This window comes from Streptomyces sp. TP-A0356, assembly GCF_001417775.1.
Classification (GTDB): Bacteria; Actinomycetota; Actinomycetes; order Streptomycetales; family Streptomycetaceae; genus Streptomyces.
Genome location: NZ_BBZJ01000035.1, coordinates 40910 through 62027, shown reverse-complemented (window position 1 = coordinate 62027; position 21118 = coordinate 40910). Strand labels below are relative to the sequence as shown.

Below are 21118 nucleotides of genomic sequence, written 5' to 3'. Positions count from 1 at the left end.
ACTCCGCCGGATCGCAATGGGGGTTGCTGTCAGGGCAACTCACCGATCAAGCGAGGCCCGCCGCAGGACAGGCGGCATCGGCCGGCTGCCCGTGCCCGGCCTCAGGGCAGGCGGCCTCGGCCGAGGTGCAGGTCAGGGTCAGGTCGGCCAGGTCAGGTCGGCCAGGTCGGGGTCGGGTCAGGTCGGCCAGGTCACGTCAGGTCAGCCTGGCCCTGGCCACCGGCGTGCGGCGCGGCTCCCATCCCAGCATGGTGGACACCCGTGCCGCGGCCCGCGCCGTGATGCGCCCCGCCTCGTCGAGGCGGTCGCCCAGCCGGGACTTGGGCGCGGAGACGTTGAGGGCGGCGACCACCCGCCCCCGGAAGTCGCGCACCGGTGCGGAGACACCGACCAGTCCGGCCTCGAACTCCTCGCTCACGCGTGCGTAGCCCTGGCGCCTGGCATCCTGGATCAGCGACCACAGGTCGGGAACCGGCATCTCGCCGGCGGTGCCGAAGCGGACGTACAGCTCGTCCGGCGTGGCGTCGGCCAGCAGGACCCGGCCCGCCGAGGTCTGCCAGGCGGGCACCCCGCGCCCCTCCCAGCCGTGCACGCGGAAGGAGTGCCCGGAGACCGACAGCAGGGTCAGCACCTTGCGGTCGCTCAGGACACACAGGTGGCTCGTCTCCTCCAGGTCCGCCGACAGTGCGTGCATGACCGGCTCGGCCACCCGCACCAGGCGGCTCTCCGAGGTGCGTGCCACGAGGGAGAACAGCCGCCAGCCCAGGCGGTACTCCAGTGTGTCGGGGTCGCGCTCGACGATCCCCTCGGCGGCCAGGACCTTCAGCGCGCGCGAGATCTGGGTCTTCTCCCGGCCGACCAACTGGGCGAGGCGTACGACGCCGAGGCCGCCGGCCCGCTGCGCCTCGTCGGAGGCGAGGGCCTCCAGCAGGTCGATGTCCCGGCGCAGGCCGTGCCCGCGCGACGCCGAGGGGGTGTCCGTCACGCGCGCCATCCTAGGCGTCCTGGGGGACGAGGGAACTCCAGGTCAGGCCCCGAGTTGCCAGTAGAGCAACCGGCGTTTCGATTCCCTCGCGTGCCTTGCGACGGGCTGGTGGCCCACCTAGATTCGCCGCATCGAGCCGGATGAACTGCACTGATTGCGAGGTTCGCCCCGTCAGTCATTGATGGTGCGGTTCATCCTTTCGCCACCCCGCCCGAACCCGCTTCCGAAGGTCCAGGAGTTCCGATGCCCTCCCCCCTTGCCGCGGCCTTTGCCGCGACCGTGCTGATCGGCGAGTCCTTCGTCGGTGACGGCGCGAACGCCGCGCACACGAACGTCGTGATCGGTCGCAAGGGCGGCCCGGTCGAGACGGCATGGGCCACCGCACTGGCCACGCCGAGCGCCGGGCACGTGCCGTTCCTGACCGTCGTCCGCCCGTCGGTGCCGGTGAAGCCGCTGACCCTGTTCGTGAACAAGGCCGCCGCCGACGGTGAGCGCCACGAGCGCGCCACCTGGGGCAGCGCGCAGGCCGGTCTGGCGCAGGGGGTCCTGGACGCCGTCGCGGAGGGTCTGCTGCCGGCCGAGGAGGCCGACGAGCTGCTCGTCATCGCCGCGGTATGGGTGAACCCGGCGGTCGACGACCTCGACGCCTCCTTCCGCAACCAGCGGGCCGCCGCGCACGGCGCGATCCGAGCCGCCGTGACGGGCTCGCCCTCCGTCTCCGACGCCCTGGCTGCCGCCGAGGAGGGCGCGGCGAACCCGTTCTACGCGCCGTCATCCGAGGTCCTCGCCGCGTCCGCGCCCGAGGCGGCCGCCCGATGAAGATCACCGACATCACCCTGGACCGGCTCCGGCTGGAGCTGGACCCGCCGTTCCGCGCGGCCTGGGACCCCGAGCCGCGCCGCCACTTCGACGCCACGATCGTGCGGGTGCACACGGACGAGGGGATCACCGGTATCGGCTCCGGCGACCTCATGGACGGCTTCGAGAACTACAAGCACCTGTTCGTCGGCGAAGACCCGCTCGACATCACCCGGCACGTCAAGGCGATCGAGACCGCCAACTTCCACGGCTCGTTCTACTGGCCGCTGGAGGCCGCCCTGTGGGATGTCATCGGAAAGGTGCACGGCCGCCCGGTGGCGGAGCTGTTCGGCAACGCGGCGAAGCAGTTGCCCGCGTACGCCTCCTCCGGCGAGCTGAAGTCGCCCGAGGAGCGGGTCGCGACCGCGCTGAAGGTGCGGGAGGCCGGCTTCCGGGCGATGAAGATCCGCATCGACCGGGACCGGGTCGACGAGGGCGTCGCGGTGGTCCGCGCCGTGCGCGAGGAACTCGGCGCCGACTTCGAGATCATGGTCGACCTCAACCAGTCCTGGCGGATGGCCGGCGACACGGCACACGCCTCCGACCTCGTCAAGACCCGCAGGATCGTCGCCCGCCTCGCGGAGCTGGACGTCTTCTGGGTCGAGGAGCCGCTGCCGTACGCCGACCTGGAAGGCTTCAAGCGGCTGCGCGCCGACAACCCCGGGGTGCGCATCGCAGCCGGCGAGATGCACCACTCCCCCACCGAGCTGCTGCGCTATCTCGAAGAGGACGCGCTCGACATCTACCAGATGGACGTGGTCCTCGCGATCGGCATGCACCGCGCCCGCGTCCTGGCCGAACTGGCCCACCTCAAGCACCGCCAGTTCACCCCGCACAGCTGGACCAACGGCATCGGGGTGCTCGCCAACCTGCACGTCGCGGCCGGCGTCGGCGGCGGCCCCTTCTTCGAGTTCCCCTACGACCCGCCCGGCTGGACCCCCGAGCGCCGCGACTTCATGCTCGCCGAACCGGTCCGGGTCACCGCCGAGGGCTTCGTCGAGGTGCCTGACAGGCCTGGTCTCGGTGTCGAGCTGGACGAGGACGCGATCGACCGCTGGAGGATCAAGTGACGTACACCATCGAGGAACTGCTCACGCGGTCCTACGACGAGTGGCTGGCCACGGCCGACAAGCTCGCCTTCGAGCCCCGCCCGTTCATCGACGGGTCCTTCACCGACGCCACCTCGGGCGACAGCTTCCCCAGCACCTCGCCGCGCGACGGCTCGGTCCTGTGCGAGGTGCAGGCGGCCTCCCCCGAGGACGTCGACCGGGCGGTACGGTCGGCCCGCACCGCCTTCGAGGACGGCCGCTGGCGAGACCTTCCGCCCAAGGAGCGCAAGCGGATCCTGCTGCGCTGGGCCGAGCTGATCCGCGCAAACGCCGAGGAGCTGGCCCTGCTCGACACCCTGGAGATGGGCAAGCCCGTCACCGAGTCGCTGCGGGTGGACGTGGCCAAGGCGGCGGAGACCATCGCCTGGTACGCGGAGACCCTCGACAAGACCTACGACGAGGTCGCGCCGACGCCCGGTGACGCGCTCGCGTTCATCACCCGCGAGCCGCTGGGCGTGGTGGGCGTGGTCGTGCCGTGGAACTACGCGCTGCTGATCGCCAGTTGGAAGCTGGGCCCGGCCCTGGCCACCGGCAACAGCGTTGTCGTCAAGCCCGCCGAGCAGACCTCGCTCGCCACACTGCGGCTGGCCGCGCTCGCCACCGAGGCGGGACTGCCGGACGGGGTGCTGAACGTGGTCCCCGGCCGGGGCGAGGTCGCCGGGCAGGCGCTCGGCCGGCACCCGGACGTCGACAAGATCGCCTTCACCGGCTCGGCGGAGGTGGCCCGGCTGTTCCAGGTGTACGCGGGCGAGTCCAACGGCAAGCAGGTCGCCGTCGAGGCCGGCGGCAAGTCACCGCAACTGGTGCTGGCCGACGCCGACATCGAGGCCGCCGCCTCGGCCGTGGCCTGGGGCATCTTCTACAACGCGGGGCAGACCTGCAACGCCGGGGCGCGGGTCGTCGTGCACGCGTCCGTCAAGGACCGGCTGCTGGACGCGGTGCGCCGGATCACCACCGGGACCTTCCGCGTCGGCGACCCGCTCGACCCGGCCACCGTGATGGGCCCGATCGTCGACGAGACCCAACTGGCCGGGATCCTGGGCTACATCGAGCGCGGTACACGGGACGGAGCGACCGTCCTGCTGGGCGGCAACCGCACGCTCACCGAGACGGGCGGTAGCTACCTCGAGCCGACCGTGCTCGACGGGGTCGACAACACCTCGGTGGTCGGGCAGGAGGAGATCTTCGGCCCGGTGCTCGCGGTGGTGTCGTACGAGGGAGACGTGGACGAGGGCGTACGGCTCGCGAACCAGAGCGACTTCGGGCTCGTCGCCTCCGTGTGGACGCGGGACGTCACCGTCGCCCACCGCACCGCGAAGCGGCTGCGGGCCGGCACCGTCTGGATCAACACCTTCGACGCCAGCGATGTCATCACCCCGTTCGGCGGCTTCAAGGCCACCGGCGCGGGCCGCGACAAGTCCCTGCACGCGCTGGACGCCTACACCGCGCTCAAGACGACCTGGATCGACCTCGCCTGACCCGGCACCCCTCTGTTCCCACCCACTTCCCCTCTCTTCCCCTCTCTTCTCTCTTCCCTCTCTTCCCACCTCTTCTCAAAGCAGCGAGGACACTGATGAGGATCGGTTTCATCGGCCTGGGCAACATGGGGCGCCACATGGCCCGCCACCTGATCCACGCGGGCCACCTGGTCACCGTGCACGACGCCCGATCTCAGGCCGCCGCCGAACATCTCGCGCTGGGTGCCCGCTGGGCCGACTCCCCCGCCGACTGCGCCCGGGACGCGGAGTTCCTGATCACCATGCTGCCCAACCCGCGCATCGTGGAGGACGTGCTGCTGCGGGGCAATGCGGCCGCCGCGCTGCCCGAGGGCGCGCTGTGGATCGACATGTCGACCTCGACGCCCGCGGCCGCGGAGCGCGTGTCGGCCGAGGTCCTGGACGCGCGGGGCGTGCGCCGCCTCGACGCGCCGGTCAGCGGCATGGCCCGCGGGGCCGAGGCAGGGACGCTGCAGATCTTCGTCGGCGGCCCGGACGACGACTTCCGCATCGCCCTTCCGGTCTTCGAGGCGATGGGCGACCCCGATCGGATCCTGCACGTCGGCGGGCTCGGCGCGGGCTACACCGTCAAGCTCTTGATCAACCTGCTGTGGTTCAGCCACCTGGTCGCCACCTCCGAGGTGCTGGCCATGGGCGTCAAGGCGGGCGTGGACCTGGGCGTGCTGCGCGGCTCCCTGCTGGCCAGCCCGGCGGCCTCGAACTTCCTGGAGAAGGACATCATGTGCGTACTCGCCGACGGCGACTACGACGACTCGTTCGCCATGGCACTCGCCTGCAAGGACCTGGGGCTGGCCGTCGACCTCGGCCGGGACCTCGGCGTGTCCACCGAGCTGTCGGCCCTGGTGGAGCAGATCTACCGCCGCTCCAAGGCGCAGCACGGCGAACTGGCGGGCGAGATGAGCCCCGTCCGCCTCTACGAGACCCTCGCCGGGCGGGAGTTCCGGCTGCCGGACCCGGCCGCCGCGCCGGCCGGCGCCGCCGTCACCGTCTGACCCCGTACGACGCTCTCCAGGAGCAGCACTCCCCACCGCACACCAGGAGCCGTACCCATGACCTCCTCCCAGCGCGACAGCCTCGCCGACGCATCGCTGAGCATCGACCCCATCTGCCGCGTCGAGTTCGGCCCCGGCCGCATCGACCGGCTCCCCGACCTGATCGCGACCACCGGTCACCAGCGGGCCTTCGTCGTCACCGACCGGGGCCTGCGCGCGGCGGGCGTCGCCGAGCGGGTCCTGAAGATCCTGGACTCCGCGGGCGTGGAACACGCCGTGTATGACGAGGTGGCGCCCAACCCGTCCACCGGGAACGTCGACGCGGGCGCCGCCCGGGCCCGCGCGTTCGGACCGGCCGCGGTCGTCGCGCTCGGCGGCGGCTCGGTGCTGGACGCGGCGAAGGGCATCTCCCTGCTCGTCGGCAACCGGGACGCGGTGGCGGCCGACGCCGACGACCTGTGGGAGGCGTCGGACGGGCTGCCGCTCGTCGCCGTCCCGACCACCTCCGGCACCGGCGCCGAGACGAACGGCTTCGGTGTCATCGAGGACACCGCGGCCTGCCGCAAGGTCTACATCGGGCATCCGTCGGTGAAGCCTCGCGTGGCCCTGCTGGACCCGGAGCTCACACTGGGGCTGCCGGCCCCGGCCACGGCGGCGACCGGCCTCGACGCGCTCGTGCACGGCATCGAGTCGCTCGCCTCCCGGGGAGCGAACCCGTTCTCCGTCGCCTACGCCACCCAGGCGGTGGACATGGTGAGCCGTGCGCTGCCGGCCGCGTACCGGGACGGCTCGGACCTCGACGCGCGCGCCGAGCTGATGATGGGCGCGCACCTCGCGGGCCAGGCTCTGACGCTCTCCGGTCTCGGCCTGGTCCACGGCATCGGCCACGCCCTCACCGCGCACACGGGCACCCCGCACGGCGTCGCCCTGGCCGCAGTGCTGGAGGAGGTCATGGAGTTCAGCGCTCCGGCGGCACGAGACGCCTACGAGGGCGTGGCCCGGGCCATGCGCCTGCCCGCGCCCGCGGACGGCGACTGGGCGCGGGCCGCCGTGGCGGCGGTCCGGGAGATCTCCGCAGCGGTGGAGATCAAGCGGCCGCTGCGCGAGCTGGGCGCCGACCGGGCGCTGCTGCCGGCGATCGCGCGGGGCGCGGCAGCCGACGCGGTGACCAAGAACGCCCCCCGGCAGCCGAGCGAGGCCGAGGTACTCGAGATCCTCACGCGGACCTACTGAGGGCGGCGCGGGCGTACGGACGGCGGGAGACCGCGAGCCTCGACGGCTGCCGTCGGCCCCCTCGGCACGGCGGGAACGAGGTGCCGAGGCGGCCGGGGACGGGAAGGGTGCCGACCAGGCGGAGGACCGTGCCCCGGCAAGATCCAGATGCGTACCGCCTTGAACTCCCGGGCCGAGCACGGAGGCAGGAGTGCCTGGGGCGGCCCTCAAGCGGTCCTGCCGAACGCCTCCTTCCTGATGACGTCGAGAATGCTCGGGGTGCCTTCCGTAGTGCGTACGTCAAGGCAGGAATGAACATGGCCGCCGCTTACCGCCTCGCTCAGCAGCACGTGAGCGAGGTCGGCCCGAGAGGTGAACCGGCCGGGCAGGCGGGAGGCCGCGACCCGGTAGTCGCTCACCGTCCGGGTGTCGAAGAGACCGCCCGGGCGGATGATCGTCCACGCGTGGCCGCTCGCGCGCACGACCTCCTCCATGCGTCGCATGTCCTCGTAGACGGTGTGTCCGACGAAACGGACGATGAACGGTTCGATCACCTTCCGGAAGAGGAATCCCTCACCGGGAGCCTCAACTCCGAACAGCACGGTCGACGTCACGCACACCAGGCGGTGGACACCCTGTTCCGTCATGGCCTGCGTGATGTGGGTGAGGCCCGTCGAATACACCGTGACCGGGGCCCGGCCGTAGGGAACTCCGAGCGTGGAAATCACCGCGTCCTGTCCGGCGACCGCACGCTCGACCGCGGCGAGGTCCAGCACGTCCGCGGCTTCCACGCGCAGCCGAGGATGACTCAGGGGGAAGGTGTCGGGATGACGGGTCACGGCGGTGACCGTGTGTCCTGCGGCGATCGCCTGCTCGGTGACCTGCCGTCCGGTCGGGCCGTTCGCCCCGAAGACGACGAGTTGCACTGGCTTCTCCTCTCTCACCAAGGAAGCTGTTCTCACCAAGGAACCTGTCGCTGGAGGAGAGGAGGGAGGAGGCGGCGAGTGTGACGTGTCAGGCACAGGGTGAGACGTGAAGCACATGTCCGCGGTGGATGTCACATTCCCCGGGGTGCGACGCCTCCCAGTAGGGAGCCATAGCGAGGAGGCGCGTCATGAGCGACGACCAGGTGCACACGTCCGCGGACACCGCCACGCAGGTGTTCCTCGACCACCGCGAACTGCTCTTCGCCGTCGCTTACAACATGCTCGGCACCGTCGCCGACACCGAGGACGTGCTCCAGGAGACCTGGTTGTCCTGGGCGGCCAGGGCGGGCAGGGCGGGGCGGTCAACGGCCACGGAATCCCCTCACGCGGGCTCGGGGCCCTCAGCGCCGATACCAGTGATCGAGAACCCGCGTGCCTATCTGGTGCGGATCGCTGTCAATCATGCGCTCGCGCGTCGGGCGAGCATCAGCCGGCGCCGTGAGACGTACATCGGCCCGTGGCTGCCGGAACCGGTGGTGACCGACAGTGGAGCCGACTCCCCGGGTACCGCCGACGCCTCGGATCACGCGCTGCGCACCGAGTCCGTGTCCTTGGCGCTGCTGGTCGTCCTGGAGACCCTCAGTCCGCTGGAGAGGGCGGTGTTCGTCCTCAACGAGGTGTTCGGATACGCCCACACCGAGATCGCGGACATCCTCGACCGCAGCCCGTCCGCCGTGCGCAAGATCGCCCACCGGGCCCGCGGGCACGTGCACGCCCGGCGCCCACGCTACCGGACCCATCCCCGTGTCCAACGGCAGGTGACCGAGCAGTTCGTGGCCGCGACGCTCGGTGGCGACATCCGGTCCCTCATGGAAATCCTGGCGCCGGACGCGACCATGTGGACCGACGGAGGGGGCAGGACGCGGTCGGCTGTACGGCCGATCCGTGGGCGCGACAAGGTCGCCCGGGCACTGACCGGTTACGCCTCGCGCTCCACAACGGGGTTGGAGTTCCAGCACCGCAGCGTCAATGGTGACGCGTCCGTGGTGGTCTTCGAGGGAGACTCTCCCTACGCCGTGATGGTGATGGACCTCGACCCGGACAGCGGCCAGGTCTCCGGCGTCTATCTGGTCACCAATCCCGACAAGCTCTCCGGCGTGCACCTGGACGATGCCGGTGCATTTTGACGTCGCCGGAGACTGGTTGAGCGTCCCGCAGCGTCAGCTGTGTGGCTTCGCAACTGCTGATGCCCAGTGCGACGCCCGGGTTGCTGAGACTGGCTTCGACGAAGGAGATCCAGCCTGCGACCTTGGCGCCGGGAACAGTCCGTTCCGCGCCCTGGGTGGTCGCGGGGTCCTCACTCTCGTCTCCGCGGACATCGATCGCTACACCACGCAGGAACGCCTGCCAGATGCGACGTTCCAGAGGCGTCAGCTCCTGAGTGAGGCGTTGTCGTACCAAGAACGGCTGCCCTGCCGCCTCAGGACAGTGGCCTTGTCTGTCTTACGTGGGGAACTCGCCGCACCAGTTGCGCCCCAGGAGGGCGGTGGGCAGGTACTCGGACTCGACCTCGATGGGCATGCCCGCGTCGTGGGCGACGCAGGCGATGGCGAGCGGCGCGAGCGCGACGAGGCCCGAGATCTGGAAGGCCCGGCTCTCCTCGCTCCAGTACTCCTTGTGCCACTGGAGGGCGTTGGCGAGTGCCCGGTTGAATCCGGCGTGGTCCTTGCGGACGAAGCGGTGGAACATCTCCATCGGCGGGTACAGCAGCTTGCCCACCGTCTCCGGATCGGCGACGACCTCCGGGTCGGTGCCGTCGACCGCCGCAACCAGCTTCGGGACTAGGTCGGGGCCTCCGAGCCAGTAGGTCTGGAGGGTGTCTATCCAGGCGTAGTGGTACTCCTCGAAGCGCGAACCGTTCTCCCGGAGCAGGGACATGGGCACGTGGCACAGGGCCGTGATCCTCTCCTTCTCCCGGCACACCACGGCCAGGTAGAAGGCGGTGATCCAGGCGCCCGGGGTCACGTACCATTGCGGGCCGGTGGCCCGGAGCGTGCGGTCCTTGTGCGCGATGCGGCACTGCACGTGCTCCTCGGCCGTAGTCGCGGTGGCGAACACGGCGGACCCGACCTGCATCGCGTTGACCCAGGCATCCCACGTGGGGAAGATCGACGCCTGCGGGTCCATCAGACAGTGGGCCTCGGCCAGAGTGAGCGTAGTACTCAGAGCATCGCCCAGATTGGTGGAGCCCGCCTCCAGACCGTGGATCAAGTCCTGCGCGTTCTCCTGGAGCACGGCGAGGCCCTCTTCCGCGTTCCCCGTGGGAAAGGGATGGCGGGGAATGATCGAGACCAACGCGTTTCTCCTTAGAAGATCTTGAAGTGCTTCAGCCAGGCCCGTGCGACAACCCCTCACTTCGCCACCGTCGGCGTCGCCGCTGGCCCATCTCGCCGCGAAACGCCCCACCGCCGTCCGCCGCGGCGGCACCTGGGTGCCCTTGCGGGCCGGGGCGCCGGCGCGGCGGACACACCCGGACGTCGTGGCCGCGGCGCGGGCGCCTCGACGGCTGAACCGCGGTCGCGTGACTGCGTGTGCATGTGGTGGTTCGGTGAACTGAACTGCCGTAGCTCACAGGCGTGGTGGGCGGCGGGGACGAGTCGTCGACTGTCGACGTCGGTGGCGCGCGCCGGGGTCGCGGCGGGCGAGGCGCGGCCCTCGGTTCGCTTCATACCGTGGTCGACACTATGCCCTTGGTGGGTGAGGTGTGCCGATGTCCTATGCGTGATCGGCTTCGGCTTGCCGGCGGCGGTATGCGGCTGCCCTGGCCATGTAGTTCTTGTGCTCCTGGGCGTGGTCCGGGGGAAGGTGCGGGGCGTCCGGGGACGTGGTGGCGAAGAAGCCCCGGAGTGCGTTGTTCGAGCCGGTGGCGAGTTCGCCGGACCGGGGGAACATCGTTGCCTCGTAGCGTGTGATGGCCTTGTCGACGGTGTCCTCCTTGACGATGGCGTGCGCGAGGTCGGCGGCGTCGAGGAGGGCGAGGTTGGTGCCGTGTCCGCCGAAGGGCGCCATCAGGTGGGCGGCGTCGCCGCTGAGGGTGACGCCGGGGAGGTGGCTCCAGGTCAGGGGTGCGGGCAGGGCCCAGAAGGAGCGGGGTATGTAGTCGCCGTCGTTGTCGGTGAGCAGCGGACGCATGGTCGCCGACCAGCCGCTGAACTCCCGCAGCAGAAAGGCCCGGACGGCGTCACGGTCGGCGAGGTCCACGCCTGCTTCGGCGGGCCAGTCGGCTTCGGCGCGGAAAGCGATGTAGCCGCGGACCACGTTGTTGCTGTTGCGCTGGACGATCACTGCCCGGCCGTCGTTGTCGTTGGCGAACATGTGGCCGTCACCGACCAGCGCGGCGATCTCGGGGTGGCGGGTGTCGACGTCGTCGAACCGGACGTCGAGGAAGCAGACCCCGAGGTACTGCGGCGCCGCGTCGGTGAGCAGGGGACGAACCTTCGACCAGGCTCCGTCGGCCCCGATGACCAGGTCGGCCTGCACGCGGGCGCCGTTGGCGAACTCCAGGTGGTGTGTCCCGTCACCGATCGGGGTGACCTGGAGCAGTTTGTGTCCCCAGCGGACGGTGCCGGGCTCGAGGTGTTCGAAGAGCATGGTGCGCAGCTGGCCGCGGTCGATCTCGGGGGCTGCCGTGTCGTCCTCGGCCGGGATGTATTCGGCCAGGACGGTGCCGTGGTGGTCCCGGCGGGTCTTGGCCTGGCCCTCGACGCGGGCCAGCGCCATGAAGGCGTCCATCAGGCCGGCGTCCTCCAGGGCGATCTGGCCGGCGTCGGCGTGCAGGTCGAGTGTGCCTCCCGCGTCACGGGAGTCCACGGCGACGTCGGCGTCGTAGACGGTCGGTTCGATGCCGTGTCGTTGCAGGATGCGGGCGCACATCAGTCCGGCGGGTCCGCCGCCGACGATCGCGATGCGGGGTGTGGTGGTGGTCACGGGTGAGATCCCTCTTCTGTCTGGGAGCGGTCGTCCGCCGCGGCGGCGCCGGGGCGCACTGTCGGCGGTCGTCCTCCGGCCGGCCTCGGTCGGGCGGCCAGGCACCACCACCGTAAGTGAAGCCGATAAAAAAGCGCAACGGTTAAACTTAGTTATCGGATGCGCTAGTGTGGCGGTATGACCGAGATGGGGCGCCGCGAGCGCAAGAAGGCCGCGACCCGCCAGGCACTGGCGGACGCGGCGCTGAGGCTGTTCCTGGAGCGCGGCTACGACGCGGTCGGCGTGCGGGACATCGCCGAGGCCGCCGACGTTTCAGTGACCACGCTGTTCAAACACTTCCCCGACGGCAAGGAAGCGCTGGTCTTCGACGAGGACGCGGACCGCGAGGCCGCACTCGTCGCCGCCGTCCGCGACCGCCCCGTCGGCCAGACCGTCCTCCAGGCGCTGCGCGGACTCCTGCACGAGGAACGCTCCCGGCAGGTCCGCACCGACCCCGGCTTCACCGACTTCCTCCGCCTCGTCGACACCACCCCGCCGCTGCGCGAGTACGGCCGCCGCATGTGGCTCCGCCACGAGAACGCCCTGGCGGCAGCGATCGCCGACGACGCCGGCCTGCCCGCCGACGACCCCGGCTGCCAGGCATTGGCCCACTTCGCCCTCGACGCCGTTGCCCTCGTCCACGGACGACCGGACGCCGAAACCGCCCTCGACCGGGTCTTCGTCCTCCTCGAGAGCGGCTGGAGTGGCATGACCGGTCCGGGCGACGCGGGCGGGCGGGAACGCTAGGCATCCCTGAGTCCACGGGACGCCGGCATGGCGCGCACGGAACTCACCGATGACGAAGGGGAGTTGATCGAGCCGTTCCTGCCGACAGGCAGGTCCGGCCCGTCGGGCAGCGCGATCAACATCGGCAGCATGGCCGGCAGCCTCGGCCTGGCCACCGGCGCCGCCCACGGCGCGACCAAGGCCGCACCGGCATCACTGACACGGGGCCGTGACGGCCGAGTACAGCGGCCGCGGCGTCCGCTTCAACACCGTCGCCCCCGGTCCGGTCTGCACCCGACCGGAGGCCCGCGACCCGTTCGACGCGCTCGCCCCGAGGCCGCCGAGCCGGTCGACGACGACCGGGCGCAGCTCCTCGTAGGGGCCGCACCCCTGCCACACCACCGCGATCAAGCGCGCCGCCCATTCCGCCCAGCCCGCCCAGCCCGCCGAGGCCCCGAGGCCGTCGCGTTCCTCGTCTCGCCGAAGGCCGGCCTACATCACCGGCGCGACCAGCGCCGTCGATAGCGGCCGGCGCCTGCTCGCGGCCGCACCGCCAGCTGAACCTGCCTACTATGAGAGAGCGACACTCATGAACCACACCGTCATGAACAACACCGTGTACGGCCTGAGCGTCGGCGCCGCCGACGCCGAGAGACTCGCCCATTTCCGGGCCGAGGTACTCGGGAGAGACGTCACCTCAGGCGCGAGTCCCGAATCGCCACACTCGCCCCGGACGGGCCCACCCCTCGGCTGAGCTTCCACCGGGTCCCCGAGCCGAAGTCGATGAAGAACCGGCTGCACCTCGACCTCACCAGCCCCGCCTTCGAGGCGGGGCCACAGCGGCTGCCAGCGCTGGGCGCCCCCTCGGATCCGTGACGTGGCGCAGGGCTCCGCCCGCTGGACGACGTTCGCCGATCCCACGACTCACACATGAAAGGTCACCGCCATGAACAGGCTGGACGGCAAGGTCGCCCTCGTCACTGGCGGCAGTAGCGGTATCGGATTGGCGATCGCGCAGAGGTTCGTGGAGGAAGGCGCCTACGTGTTCATCACCGGGCGGCGCCAGCCCGAACTGGACAAGGCGAAGGACGAGATCGGCAGGAATGTCACGGCAGTTCAGGGCGACATCACTGTCCCCGCCGACCTCGGCCGGCTCTTCCAGACCATGGAGAAGGAGAAGGGGAAGATCGACGTCGTCGTTGCCAACTCGGGTCTGGTCGATCCGCAGGAGTTCGGCCAGATCACCGAAGAGAGCTTCGACCGCACCTTCAACCTCAACGCCCGTGGGACTCTCTTCACCGCCCAAAGAGCGCTGCCACTGATGAACGACGGCGGCTCGATCATCCTCGTCGGATCGATCGCCGCCTACACCGGCATGGACGGGTACACCACCTACAGCGCCACCAAGGCCGCCGTGCGCTCCTACGCCCGCACCTGGACCAAGGAGCTCAAGGACCGCGGCATCCGGGTCAACACCCTCAGCCCCGGGCCGATCGACACCCCGATCATGGACAGCCAAGCAGACTCCAAGGAAGGCGCGGACGCGATCAGAGCAGCCTTCGCATCGGTCATCCCCCTCGGACGCATGGGACGCCCCGAGGAAGTCGCCGCGGCCGCCCTCTTCCTCGCATCCGACGAGAGCAGCTTCTGTGCAGGCATGGATCTGAGCGTCGACGGCGGCATGGCTCAAGTCTGAGGCTGGAGTCCGTCGATCCGGGGAATCTCGTCTCCTCCCACGAGTCCAATGGGACCCGCCTCACCAACAGCGATCCGCCGCCACCTGCAGGCAGGCCGTCATGTTACCTGCGGGTACGATGCCAGTCGCCGCGGGCGGACGGCAACGGTTGCGGCCTTGGGCCGTGGAACGTCAGTGCCGCGTTGGATGCGGCAGCCTCCGCGAGGAGCTCGCCGGTCACCGGACGCCGTCCCAGAGCGCCCGGATCGTGCCCCGCGGATCGTGAACGACGTACGAGGAGAAAGGCGACCCAGACCGTGCAGACGGCGTCGGCGGGCGGCTGCGGTGCTCGACGCGAACGGCAGCCGGTCGGCGTCGACGAACTCGCCCGCGCCCTCGGCCACCACTCCGCTGCCCCAGGCGTGTCAGCCCCTGACGGCCTTCGCCCAGTGCTGGGTGACCGTCTGCTGCGACTTCTCCAGTTGCGCGTCTGTGGGGAATTCCGGCGTGCCCTCAACCGTCGGCAGCCTTGCGGCGGCGACCCTGTCGAGGGTGCCGCTGTGCTCCATGGCGTCCATGAGGACCGGGCGGGCGTAGCCGGCGAGCCGGAGATTCTGGCCCTCGGTGCTGAAGAGGTACTCCAGCCATAGGCGGGCAGCTGCCGGGTGCGGGGCGTCCTTGTTGATCGCCTCCGCGTAGTACTGGGCGAAAGTGCCGTCGAAGGGGATCGCGACGTGCCAGTTGATGTCCCTGCTGCGGAACCGGTCGGCGTAGCCCAGGTTGAGGAAGTCCCAACCGATACCGATGGGCGTCCGACCCGTCCCCACCCCGGTCGACGTGGCCTCGGCGGGGTTGAAGTTTCCCCTCCTCCTGAGCTCGGCAAAGAAGTCGATACCCGGCTGGATGTCTTGGAACGACCCGTTGTTCGCAAGGGCGGCCGCGTAGACGTCGGCGAAGCCGGAACCGGCGCGGGTGGGGTCACCGGAGACCGCAACCTTGCCCTTGTACTCGGGCTTCAGCAGATCGGCGAAGGTCCGGGGGCAGATCCGGACGCGGTTGGCGTCGCAGCCGATGGAGACGTAGCCCCCGTAGTTGTTGGACCAGCGGCCCTGCGGGTCCTTCTGGTTGCTCGGGATCGAGTCGTACACGGCGACCCTGTACGGTGCGAGCAGATTCTGCCTGGCCGCTGACCGCGCGAAGGTGTCCCCCATGTCCAGCACATCCGGGGCATCCGGCCGGCCCTTGCCCTTCTGCATCGCGTCGATCTCGTCCTGGCTGTGGCCCTCCGGAATGGCGACCGTGACCTTGATTCCGTACTTCTTCCCGAAACCGTCGATCAGACCGCCGTTGTTGGCCCAGTCCCGCGGAAGCGCGATCCCGTTGAGCGCACCCTCGCGCTTCGCTGCGGCGATCAGTGCGTCCATACCCCCCACGTCCGCGGCGGAGGTCGCCACCGATGGCTTCTGCGGTATGGCGTGGGGGGTGCCGCCGCAGGCACTCAGGCCCAGTGCCACGCAGGCGAGGCCACCGACGACGGCCGCTGCCCGGGCAGGAGGTGCAGTCACGACGGCTCCAGCAGTGGAGAGACCAGGAGATCGACCGGTTTTGCCGCGCAGCGTCGGTTGGCTCCAGGGCGCTCGCCGGTATCACCACGCCATCTCCGCGCCCAGTATCTCCGCACCCCAGTGTCTCCGCACCCCAGTGTCTGCCCACCCCCACTGTCTCCGCACCCCCAGTGTTTCTGCACGTCAGCGGGCTGAGCGCGCCTCCTCCGCTGACCCTCTCGGGCCGGTCCCCACCACTCTCGTTCGTTCGCCCGGCTGAGCCTGCTCTTCAACCTCGGGAGGTCGGAGCCGGATGTTCCCAGGTGCGCAAGTCTGCGACGTCGACCGGTAGTTGGGCATTCCGATCGATAGCCGGCCAGCCTGTCGGTCGCGTGTCCGCCGCACGGTGAACTGCGTGACCGGCGACCGGTGAACTGCGTGACCGGCGACGACGTGGCTCGTCATCGCCGCCCGCACCCAGCTCCGGCTCGTCCGCCAGGTCGCCGCCGACCTACGGCGCCCGTGGGAGAAGCCGGCCGGGCCCGGGTCCTTCTCCTCGTCGGCGGGCGAGGTACCAGCGCCGGCCAGTGGCGAAGGCGCGCCGTGCCGTGCGTACGGCAGCGATCTGGCTGGCAAGGTGGAGTTGGTGGTGCCACGGGCTCTGGCCACCGTGGCGTACCGACATGGCGTGCGCGAACGCGACCGCATCGCGGTCGATGTACTGGTCCAGGTGCTCGAACCACGCCATGCTCGTACGCGCTGCCGCCTGCACCGGATGGAGTTCCGCGCGGCGATGGCGGTCGTACTCCCGCAACGCGTCCTCCACATCAAGGAATTCGTACAGGCTGTGTGCGAGGACGATCGCGTCGATGATCGCCAGTCTGGTGCCGGACCCCAACGTGAAGTGGGTGGTGTGGGCAGCGTCGCCGACGAGCACCGTCGTGCCGTGGTACCAGGTCTCGTTGGTCACGTGCGCGAAGCGCTGCCAATGCGCCGGTGCACCCCGCGACCGGCTGAGCAGTCGGTGGCCGTCGAGAGCGCGCTTGAAGATGTCCTCCAGCAGCCGCACTCCCTCGTCGGGCCCGAGCACGTCGAGCCCCAGACCTCGCCAGGTCTGCGGTGAGCATTCGACGATGCAGGTGCTGGTCCCCGCGACCGAGGGATAGGCGTGAAACCAGATCCATCCGGCGGACGTCCGCTCGAAGCTGAACACAAAGCTGCGGAACGTCTGGTCCGTGCCAAGCCAGATGTAGGGATTGAGACCGACATCGATACGAGTGCCGAATGCTCCGTGGTGTCCCCGGATCCGGCTGTTGGCACCGTCCGCGGCAACGAGAAGATCCGCCTCGGGAAGCGCCGAGAGATCTGCGACGGGGTGGCCGTACCGGACGTCGACGCCGAGCTGCGACGCACGCCGAGCCAGGACGTCGAGCAGCGCCGATCGGCTCATGCTGTAGCCGTAACCACCGAAGTACGCCGTCTGCTCGCCGCACGGACCGTGCACACGCACCTCCTGGTCCTGCCACAGCACGGACCTGGCGGTGACCTCCCAGGCGCTCTCCGGATCGTTGCGATAGAGGACGTCCAGCAGGTCGTCCCAGTACACGACACCCCAGCCGTAGGTGGCCGCGGGCGGGTCGCGGTCGAACACGGTGATGTCGTGCCCCGCATCGCGCAACTTGGCAGAGATCGCGAAATACAACCCCGCGGGTCCCGCACCGACGCACACGATCCTCACCGCTGCACACCACCCCGAGTACGGGTCGGACGGGACGCCTGCCGCTTCAGACGGGTCCGGATGCCCGAGATGCTCGGGCATCCGGTGCAGCACTCGCAAACTGCGGCGTGTTGATCACACTCGTTGCGTTGATGCGTCAGTAGCCGTGGCCACCACCACCGTGATCACCACCACCACCGTGATCGCCACCACCGCCATGATCACCACCGCCATGGTCGCCACCACCGCCATGGTCGCCACGGAAGCCGTGGTCGCCGCCGAAGCCGTGGTCAAAGCCCCAACCGTCACCGGAGTGGCCGCGGTCTCCCCAACCCCAGCCCCAGCCGTCACCGGAGTTGCAGCGGTCTCCCCAGCCGCCGTGGTGAGAGGAAGCAGAGGCGACGGGGGACGACGAGGGGGAAGCGGCCGCGCTGGCAGCGCCGGCTCCGGCCGCGATGGCGAGGATGGGTGCGGTGCAGACGGCAGCGGCTATTCGCCGCATCCTGGTCGTAGTCGCGCGCATGATGATGTCCCCCTTCCGGGGGTCGGAACAGGATTCTCGGGCGCTCGCAGGGGACGCCCATACGCATCAGATCCTGCGCGCGGGTCTGGTGCGCGGTGATCCACCCGCCGGAGGTGCTGAGCAATGTCGAAGCGGTTCCCCGGCAGGCTCGCGGGATCTTACTATTGAGTAGAAGAAAAGGGCATACGGTACGAAACGCCTCGTATCGCCAAGATAGGGTCACTCTTCGGTCAAAGTCAAAGGCTGCACCGGTGACTCACAAGGGAGGCATACGGTGGCTACTCCCAGGCACCAGAACGGCCGTCAGGACCCTTTGGCCACTGAGTGCGCCGCCCCGCCCAACCGCATAGCGCCTCGCTCCCGGCGGCGCCGCCGGGAGTCTCACGAAGCCGTGCTCCGGGCCACAAAAGCCCTGCTCAGCGAGGTCGGATATCAGCGGCTCTCCTTCGAAGGCATCGCGCGGCGGGCCGGGGTCAGCAAGGCGACCATCTATCGGTGGTGGCCGAACAAGGCCGCGCTGGTGATCGAGGCCCTCAGCGGGGACGTGCCCCTTCCTCCCATCCAGGAGACCGGCGACCTGGAAGCCGACCTGCGCACCGCCGTCCGGCTCACGGTCGAGCTCGTCTCCGCCATGCCCACCTGTCTCATCCTCCCGGCGCTGCTCGCCGATGTGATCGAGGATCCCACCGGTACCGGAGCCTTCGCCGAGCTCATCGAACCGCGCCGCGCGTCGGTCGTGGAACTGCTGGAGCGGGCCCGCCTCGAAGGGCGGTTGCCGCCCGACACCGATACGTCACTGATGGTCGACATCTACTCCGGAACCGTCGTCTACCTGGCCGCGGTGAGCCGCGAACCGCCGGGCGAGGCGGTGATCGACCAGGTCGTCAGCCTCCTCCTGCACGGCCGTCTCCCGGCCCTGAAGCCCTCCCACGTCAAGGAGGAGGCTGAGCCAGGCGACCTGCCCAAGGCGGGTGCGGCAGCGCCATCGCCCTTGGCCCCACACGCAAGCCTCGTAGCGCACGGGACCGAGGAACGGGACGCCCGCTGATGCAACGATGAATCGGCGGCCGTCGGGTCGCCTCGTGAAAGCCCGCCCTTCGGATGTGAAGCCCGGGCCAGTGACCGGCCGTCGCCGCCGTCGGATGGCGCGGATGCACCAGACCCGCCGCGGCCAACAGCAGAGGCGGCGCGGTCACAGGGGTCGTCGTCCGGAGGGTTCGCATCGCGCCACCGTACGAGCCCGCCGAGCCCGCTACCGCCCCGATCCCAAGTGCGTAGACACCCGTAGGACGGCCCGGCAGGACGGAGAGCGGACGGGACCTACGAAGGTGGCCGCCGACGGCTGCGGCGGGTCCCCCGCGCGGCCAGCACGAGGGCCGTGACCGTCGCCACCACCCCTAGCGTGAGCAGCCAGTTGCGCGGGTAGTCCAGCGGCAGAACGGAGGAGTTGGCCGGCTTCCCCGGGCGCAGCAGCACCGGCAGGGCGACCGCCGTCAGGGCGCCCGCGACCAGCAGTGCCCCGCGGACCGGCCCGCGCACCCCGCGGCGGACGAGCACCAACCCGATGAGCAGCACCAGCGGCGCGATCACCACGTCGTGCAGGACCAGGGCCCCGCCCAGCCAGACCAGCACGCCCGTCGGGTCCGTCACGTCCGACAGCAGGGACGCGCCCACACCCATGAGCACCAGGCCGACCGCGCCCGTCAGCACTCGCAGCATGCTCACCCTCATGACAGCACCTCCAGTCGGCCGACCCACTTGGTCTGCAGCACGCCGGGCCGGTTCGGGGCTATCAGCCGTGCCGGGTAGCCGTGGTCGGAGGAGAGTTCCTGGCCGTTCAGGCGCAGAGCGAGCAGGGTCAGCGGGTCACGGGCGTGCTCATGCCCCATCTCGGATACCCGGTACCCACCCCGCGTCTGCAGGGACACCACCCGTACGCGGGCGTGCGGTGGGGCGCCCGCAAGCTCGAGAAGGTCCACCATCCGCACACCCGTCCAGTGCGCCGACTTGCTCCACCCCTCCACGCAGGCGATCGGCAGCTCCACCTCGCGCTGCGGCAGGCCACGCAGCTCATCCAGCGTCAGTGTGTAGGGGCGCGGCCCAGCGACCGTCAGACGGTAGCGCTCGGCGGAGATCAGTCCGACTCCGGCCGCGGCGGCAGTGCGGTTGACCGGCAGACCCTGCGGGCCGTGGTCCGGATGGCGGGGTGCGAGCAGGACGAGGTCCTTCAGGGAGGTGAAGGACTGGCCCACGGTGGTCACGGTGACCGCGCCGACCGCCGCCGCCACCGCGGCCAGCAGCGAACGCCGGTCGAGCCCGTCCTCCTCCGGCAGGGCCAGGGTGCCCGGCGACCGCCGGCCCCAGTGGGCCCGGATCTCGGGAGCCTTGACCGCGATGTGCAGTACGAGCGATCCGGCCACCAGCCAGGCCACGGCGTAGTGCACCGGCACGAAGGAGAACGGCCACGGATACCACTGCGCGGTGTTCAGCAGGCCAGTGGCCACTTCGAAGACGGCCGCCGACACCAGCACGGCCACCGACAGCCGCTCCAGGGCGTGCCGCACCGACCGCACCGGCGGCTGGGCGAACAGCCGCGGGTACACCGTCCACAACTTGGCCAGCAGCAGCGGAATCGCGGCGATGCCCGAGGCGACGTGCAGCCCCTGCGTAATCCGGTAGCCCGACACCGGGCGGCTCGGCAGGTCGACGGCCAGCCAGCCGGGCGGATGCTGCAGCACATGGCTGATCAGACCGGTGACGAAGCACACGGCGAAGGCGAGGCCGAGCCACCGCCCGATCGAGGTCGCCGTGCGGGCGTCGTGCAGCCTGCCCTTGAACACCGGTGGAAACAAGCGCGATCTCATGCCTCCCATCACAGCCGCCAGGAGGCCGCCGCGGAACGCCCTTACCCCTTACGGAACAGGGACGCCTGCGAGCAGCAGGCCGCACGGGATCACCCTGCTCGCCGAGCGGGGCACGCCACGCAGACCAACGCGTCCAGTCCACGCTGGACACAGCTTCACGGTCTTCTGCACAGCGAGGGTGAGGTGTACCGCGTGAAAGCCCTGGGCGGCCCCGTGACGGCTCAGCCCCGTGATGGCGCGGCCGCAGCCCTGAGCGCCGCCGTCCACCGAAACCGCCGCCGCACCGCAGGCTCGTTCACTCACCCTGTGAATCGAGATGAATCGAGGCCGGCTGTGTGATGAACCTGCCGTTGGTTTGTTAGATTGCGCAACTACGCAATCGAAGTGACGCCCCATTTCACCTGACGGATCCGGCCACGCGCCCCTGGTCGCACGCCCGACGGT

Annotated in this window: 20 protein-coding genes; 10 read left to right on the top strand and 10 right to left on the bottom strand. The window is 70.2% G+C overall.

The window, feature by feature from the left end; all coding sequences use genetic code 11:
- Nucleotides 1-196: 196 nt before the first annotated feature.
- Nucleotides 197-985 carry an IclR family transcriptional regulator gene (locus ASC56_RS33700; RefSeq protein ID WP_371330368.1) on the bottom strand — a complete coding sequence of 263 codons (789 nt, stop codon included), beginning with the start codon at nucleotides 983-985 and terminating at the stop codon, nucleotides 197-199.
- 243 nt (nucleotides 986-1228) lie between these two features.
- Here ASC56_RS33700 and fae point away from each other — a divergent pair, with 243 nt between their 5' ends.
- From fae to ASC56_RS33675, 5 genes are all read left to right on the top strand, one after another.
- A complete protein-coding gene (gene fae, locus ASC56_RS33695; protein ID WP_055495404.1) occupies nucleotides 1229-1804 on the top strand; it encodes a formaldehyde-activating enzyme in 576 nt (191 codons plus the stop codon).
- Nucleotides 1801-2913: a mandelate racemase/muconate lactonizing enzyme family protein gene (locus ASC56_RS33690; protein ID WP_055495403.1), complete on the top strand. Its 1113-nt coding sequence runs from the start codon at nucleotides 1801-1803 to the stop codon at nucleotides 2911-2913. Before fae ends, ASC56_RS33690 begins: the two co-directional genes overlap by 4 nt.
- Nucleotides 2910-4430, top strand: coding sequence for an aldehyde dehydrogenase (locus tag ASC56_RS33685; RefSeq protein WP_055495402.1), 1521 nt, complete (start codon nucleotides 2910-2912; stop codon nucleotides 4428-4430). Before ASC56_RS33690 ends, ASC56_RS33685 begins: the two co-directional genes overlap by 4 nt.
- Before the next feature lie 95 nt (nucleotides 4431-4525).
- Nucleotides 4526-5461, top strand: a complete 936-nt coding sequence (locus ASC56_RS33680) for an NAD(P)-dependent oxidoreductase (RefSeq protein ID WP_055495401.1) — start codon at nucleotides 4526-4528, stop codon at nucleotides 5459-5461.
- A gap of 57 nt (nucleotides 5462-5518) precedes the next feature.
- Entirely contained in the window at nucleotides 5519-6694 is a 1176-nt protein-coding gene (locus ASC56_RS33675; protein ID WP_055495400.1) for an iron-containing alcohol dehydrogenase family protein, read from the top strand.
- A gap of 206 nt (nucleotides 6695-6900) precedes the next feature.
- Here the strand turns inward: ASC56_RS33675 and ASC56_RS33670 are convergent, their stop codons facing one another.
- Nucleotides 6901-7599, bottom strand: a complete 699-nt coding sequence (locus ASC56_RS33670) for an NAD(P)-dependent oxidoreductase (RefSeq protein ID WP_055495399.1) — start codon at nucleotides 7597-7599, stop codon at nucleotides 6901-6903.
- Nucleotides 7600-7787: 188 nt separating this feature from the next.
- Between ASC56_RS33670 and ASC56_RS33665 the strand changes: the two genes are divergently transcribed.
- The gene (locus tag ASC56_RS33665; protein ID WP_055495398.1) at nucleotides 7788-8786 is read left to right on the top strand and encodes a sigma factor-like helix-turn-helix DNA-binding protein; all 999 of its coding nucleotides are present in this window, start codon (nucleotides 7788-7790) and stop codon (nucleotides 8784-8786) included.
- A 316-nt stretch (nucleotides 8787-9102) separates the two neighbouring features.
- On the opposite strand, the gene ASC56_RS33660 is transcribed toward ASC56_RS33665, so the two are convergent.
- Together ASC56_RS33660 and ASC56_RS33655 are read right to left on the bottom strand one after the other, a co-directional pair.
- Nucleotides 9103-9954: an immunity 49 family protein gene (locus tag ASC56_RS33660; protein WP_063785043.1), complete on the bottom strand. Its 852-nt coding sequence runs from the start codon at nucleotides 9952-9954 to the stop codon at nucleotides 9103-9105.
- A 420-nt stretch (nucleotides 9955-10374) separates the two neighbouring features.
- Nucleotides 10375-11586, bottom strand: a complete 1212-nt coding sequence (locus tag ASC56_RS33655; protein WP_234377181.1) for an NAD(P)/FAD-dependent oxidoreductase — start codon at nucleotides 11584-11586, stop codon at nucleotides 10375-10377.
- 186 nt (nucleotides 11587-11772) lie between these two features.
- Here ASC56_RS33655 and ASC56_RS33650 point away from each other — a divergent pair, with 186 nt between their 5' ends.
- Nucleotides 11773-12372: a TetR/AcrR family transcriptional regulator gene (locus ASC56_RS33650; RefSeq protein WP_199836144.1), complete on the top strand. Its 600-nt coding sequence runs from the start codon at nucleotides 11773-11775 to the stop codon at nucleotides 12370-12372.
- Nucleotides 12373-12564: 192 nt separating this feature from the next.
- Here the strand turns inward: ASC56_RS33650 and ASC56_RS33645 are convergent, their stop codons facing one another.
- A complete protein-coding gene (locus ASC56_RS33645; RefSeq protein WP_055495396.1) occupies nucleotides 12565-12762 on the bottom strand; it encodes a hypothetical protein in 198 nt (65 codons plus the stop codon).
- Between the two features lie 303 nt (nucleotides 12763-13065).
- Here ASC56_RS33645 and ASC56_RS40880 point away from each other — a divergent pair, with 303 nt between their 5' ends.
- Both ASC56_RS40880 and ASC56_RS33640 read left to right on the top strand, forming a co-directional pair.
- Nucleotides 13066-13227, top strand: coding sequence for a VOC family protein (locus tag ASC56_RS40880; RefSeq protein WP_159039771.1), 162 nt, complete (start codon nucleotides 13066-13068; stop codon nucleotides 13225-13227).
- A gap of 70 nt (nucleotides 13228-13297) precedes the next feature.
- Nucleotides 13298-14047, top strand: a complete 750-nt coding sequence (locus ASC56_RS33640) for an SDR family NAD(P)-dependent oxidoreductase (RefSeq protein WP_055495395.1) — start codon at nucleotides 13298-13300, stop codon at nucleotides 14045-14047.
- A gap of 404 nt (nucleotides 14048-14451) precedes the next feature.
- Here ASC56_RS33640 and ASC56_RS33635 read toward each other — a convergent pair whose 3' ends face one another.
- From ASC56_RS33635 to ASC56_RS40875, 3 genes are all read right to left on the bottom strand, one after another.
- Nucleotides 14452-15591, bottom strand: coding sequence for an ABC transporter substrate-binding protein (locus ASC56_RS33635; protein WP_055495394.1), 1140 nt, complete (start codon nucleotides 15589-15591; stop codon nucleotides 14452-14454).
- A 490-nt stretch (nucleotides 15592-16081) separates the two neighbouring features.
- Nucleotides 16082-17020, bottom strand: coding sequence for an FAD-dependent monooxygenase (locus tag ASC56_RS33630; RefSeq protein ID WP_234377182.1), 939 nt, complete (start codon nucleotides 17018-17020; stop codon nucleotides 16082-16084).
- Nucleotides 17021-17422: 402 nt separating this feature from the next.
- Nucleotides 17423-17581: a hypothetical protein gene (locus ASC56_RS40875; protein WP_159039769.1), complete on the bottom strand. Its 159-nt coding sequence runs from the start codon at nucleotides 17579-17581 to the stop codon at nucleotides 17423-17425.
- A 620-nt stretch (nucleotides 17582-18201) separates the two neighbouring features.
- Here ASC56_RS40875 and ASC56_RS33620 point away from each other — a divergent pair.
- Nucleotides 18202-18858 (top strand): TetR/AcrR family transcriptional regulator, encoded by a 657-nt coding sequence (locus tag ASC56_RS33620; RefSeq protein ID WP_055495391.1) that lies wholly within the window; start codon nucleotides 18202-18204, stop codon nucleotides 18856-18858.
- Nucleotides 18859-19130: 272 nt separating this feature from the next.
- Here ASC56_RS33620 and ASC56_RS33615 read toward each other — a convergent pair whose 3' ends face one another.
- Entirely contained in the window at nucleotides 19131-19541 is a 411-nt protein-coding gene (locus ASC56_RS33615) for a hypothetical protein (RefSeq protein WP_055495390.1), read from the bottom strand.
- A complete protein-coding gene (locus ASC56_RS33610; RefSeq protein WP_371330364.1) occupies nucleotides 19538-20674 on the bottom strand; it encodes a molybdopterin-dependent oxidoreductase in 1137 nt (378 codons plus the stop codon). Before ASC56_RS33610 ends, ASC56_RS33615 begins: the two co-directional genes overlap by 4 nt.
- Nucleotides 20675-21118 lie beyond the last annotated feature (444 nt).

Coding starts and splice junctions, on each gene's coding strand:
- ASC56_RS33630 (WP_234377182.1), bottom strand. CDS start 17,020: ATGAGCCGATCGGCGCTGCTCGACGTCCTGGCTCGGCGTGCGTCGCAG.
- ASC56_RS33650 (WP_199836144.1), top strand. CDS start 11,773: ATGGGGCGCCGCGAGCGCAAGAAGGCCGCGACCCGCCAGGCACTGGCG.
- ASC56_RS33690 (WP_055495403.1), top strand. CDS start 1,801: ATGAAGATCACCGACATCACCCTGGACCGGCTCCGGCTGGAGCTGGAC.
- ASC56_RS33680 (WP_055495401.1), top strand. CDS start 4,526: ATGAGGATCGGTTTCATCGGCCTGGGCAACATGGGGCGCCACATGGCC.
- ASC56_RS33675 (WP_055495400.1), top strand. CDS start 5,519: ATGACCTCCTCCCAGCGCGACAGCCTCGCCGACGCATCGCTGAGCATC.
- fae (WP_055495404.1), top strand. CDS start 1,229: ATGCCCTCCCCCCTTGCCGCGGCCTTTGCCGCGACCGTGCTGATCGGC.
- ASC56_RS33610 (WP_371330364.1), bottom strand. CDS start 20,674: ATGAGATCGCGCTTGTTTCCACCGGTGTTCAAGGGCAGGCTGCACGAC.
- ASC56_RS33615 (WP_055495390.1), bottom strand. CDS start 19,541: ATGAGGGTGAGCATGCTGCGAGTGCTGACGGGCGCGGTCGGCCTGGTG.
- ASC56_RS33640 (WP_055495395.1), top strand. CDS start 13,298: ATGAACAGGCTGGACGGCAAGGTCGCCCTCGTCACTGGCGGCAGTAGC.
- ASC56_RS33665 (WP_055495398.1), top strand. CDS start 7,788: ATGAGCGACGACCAGGTGCACACGTCCGCGGACACCGCCACGCAGGTG.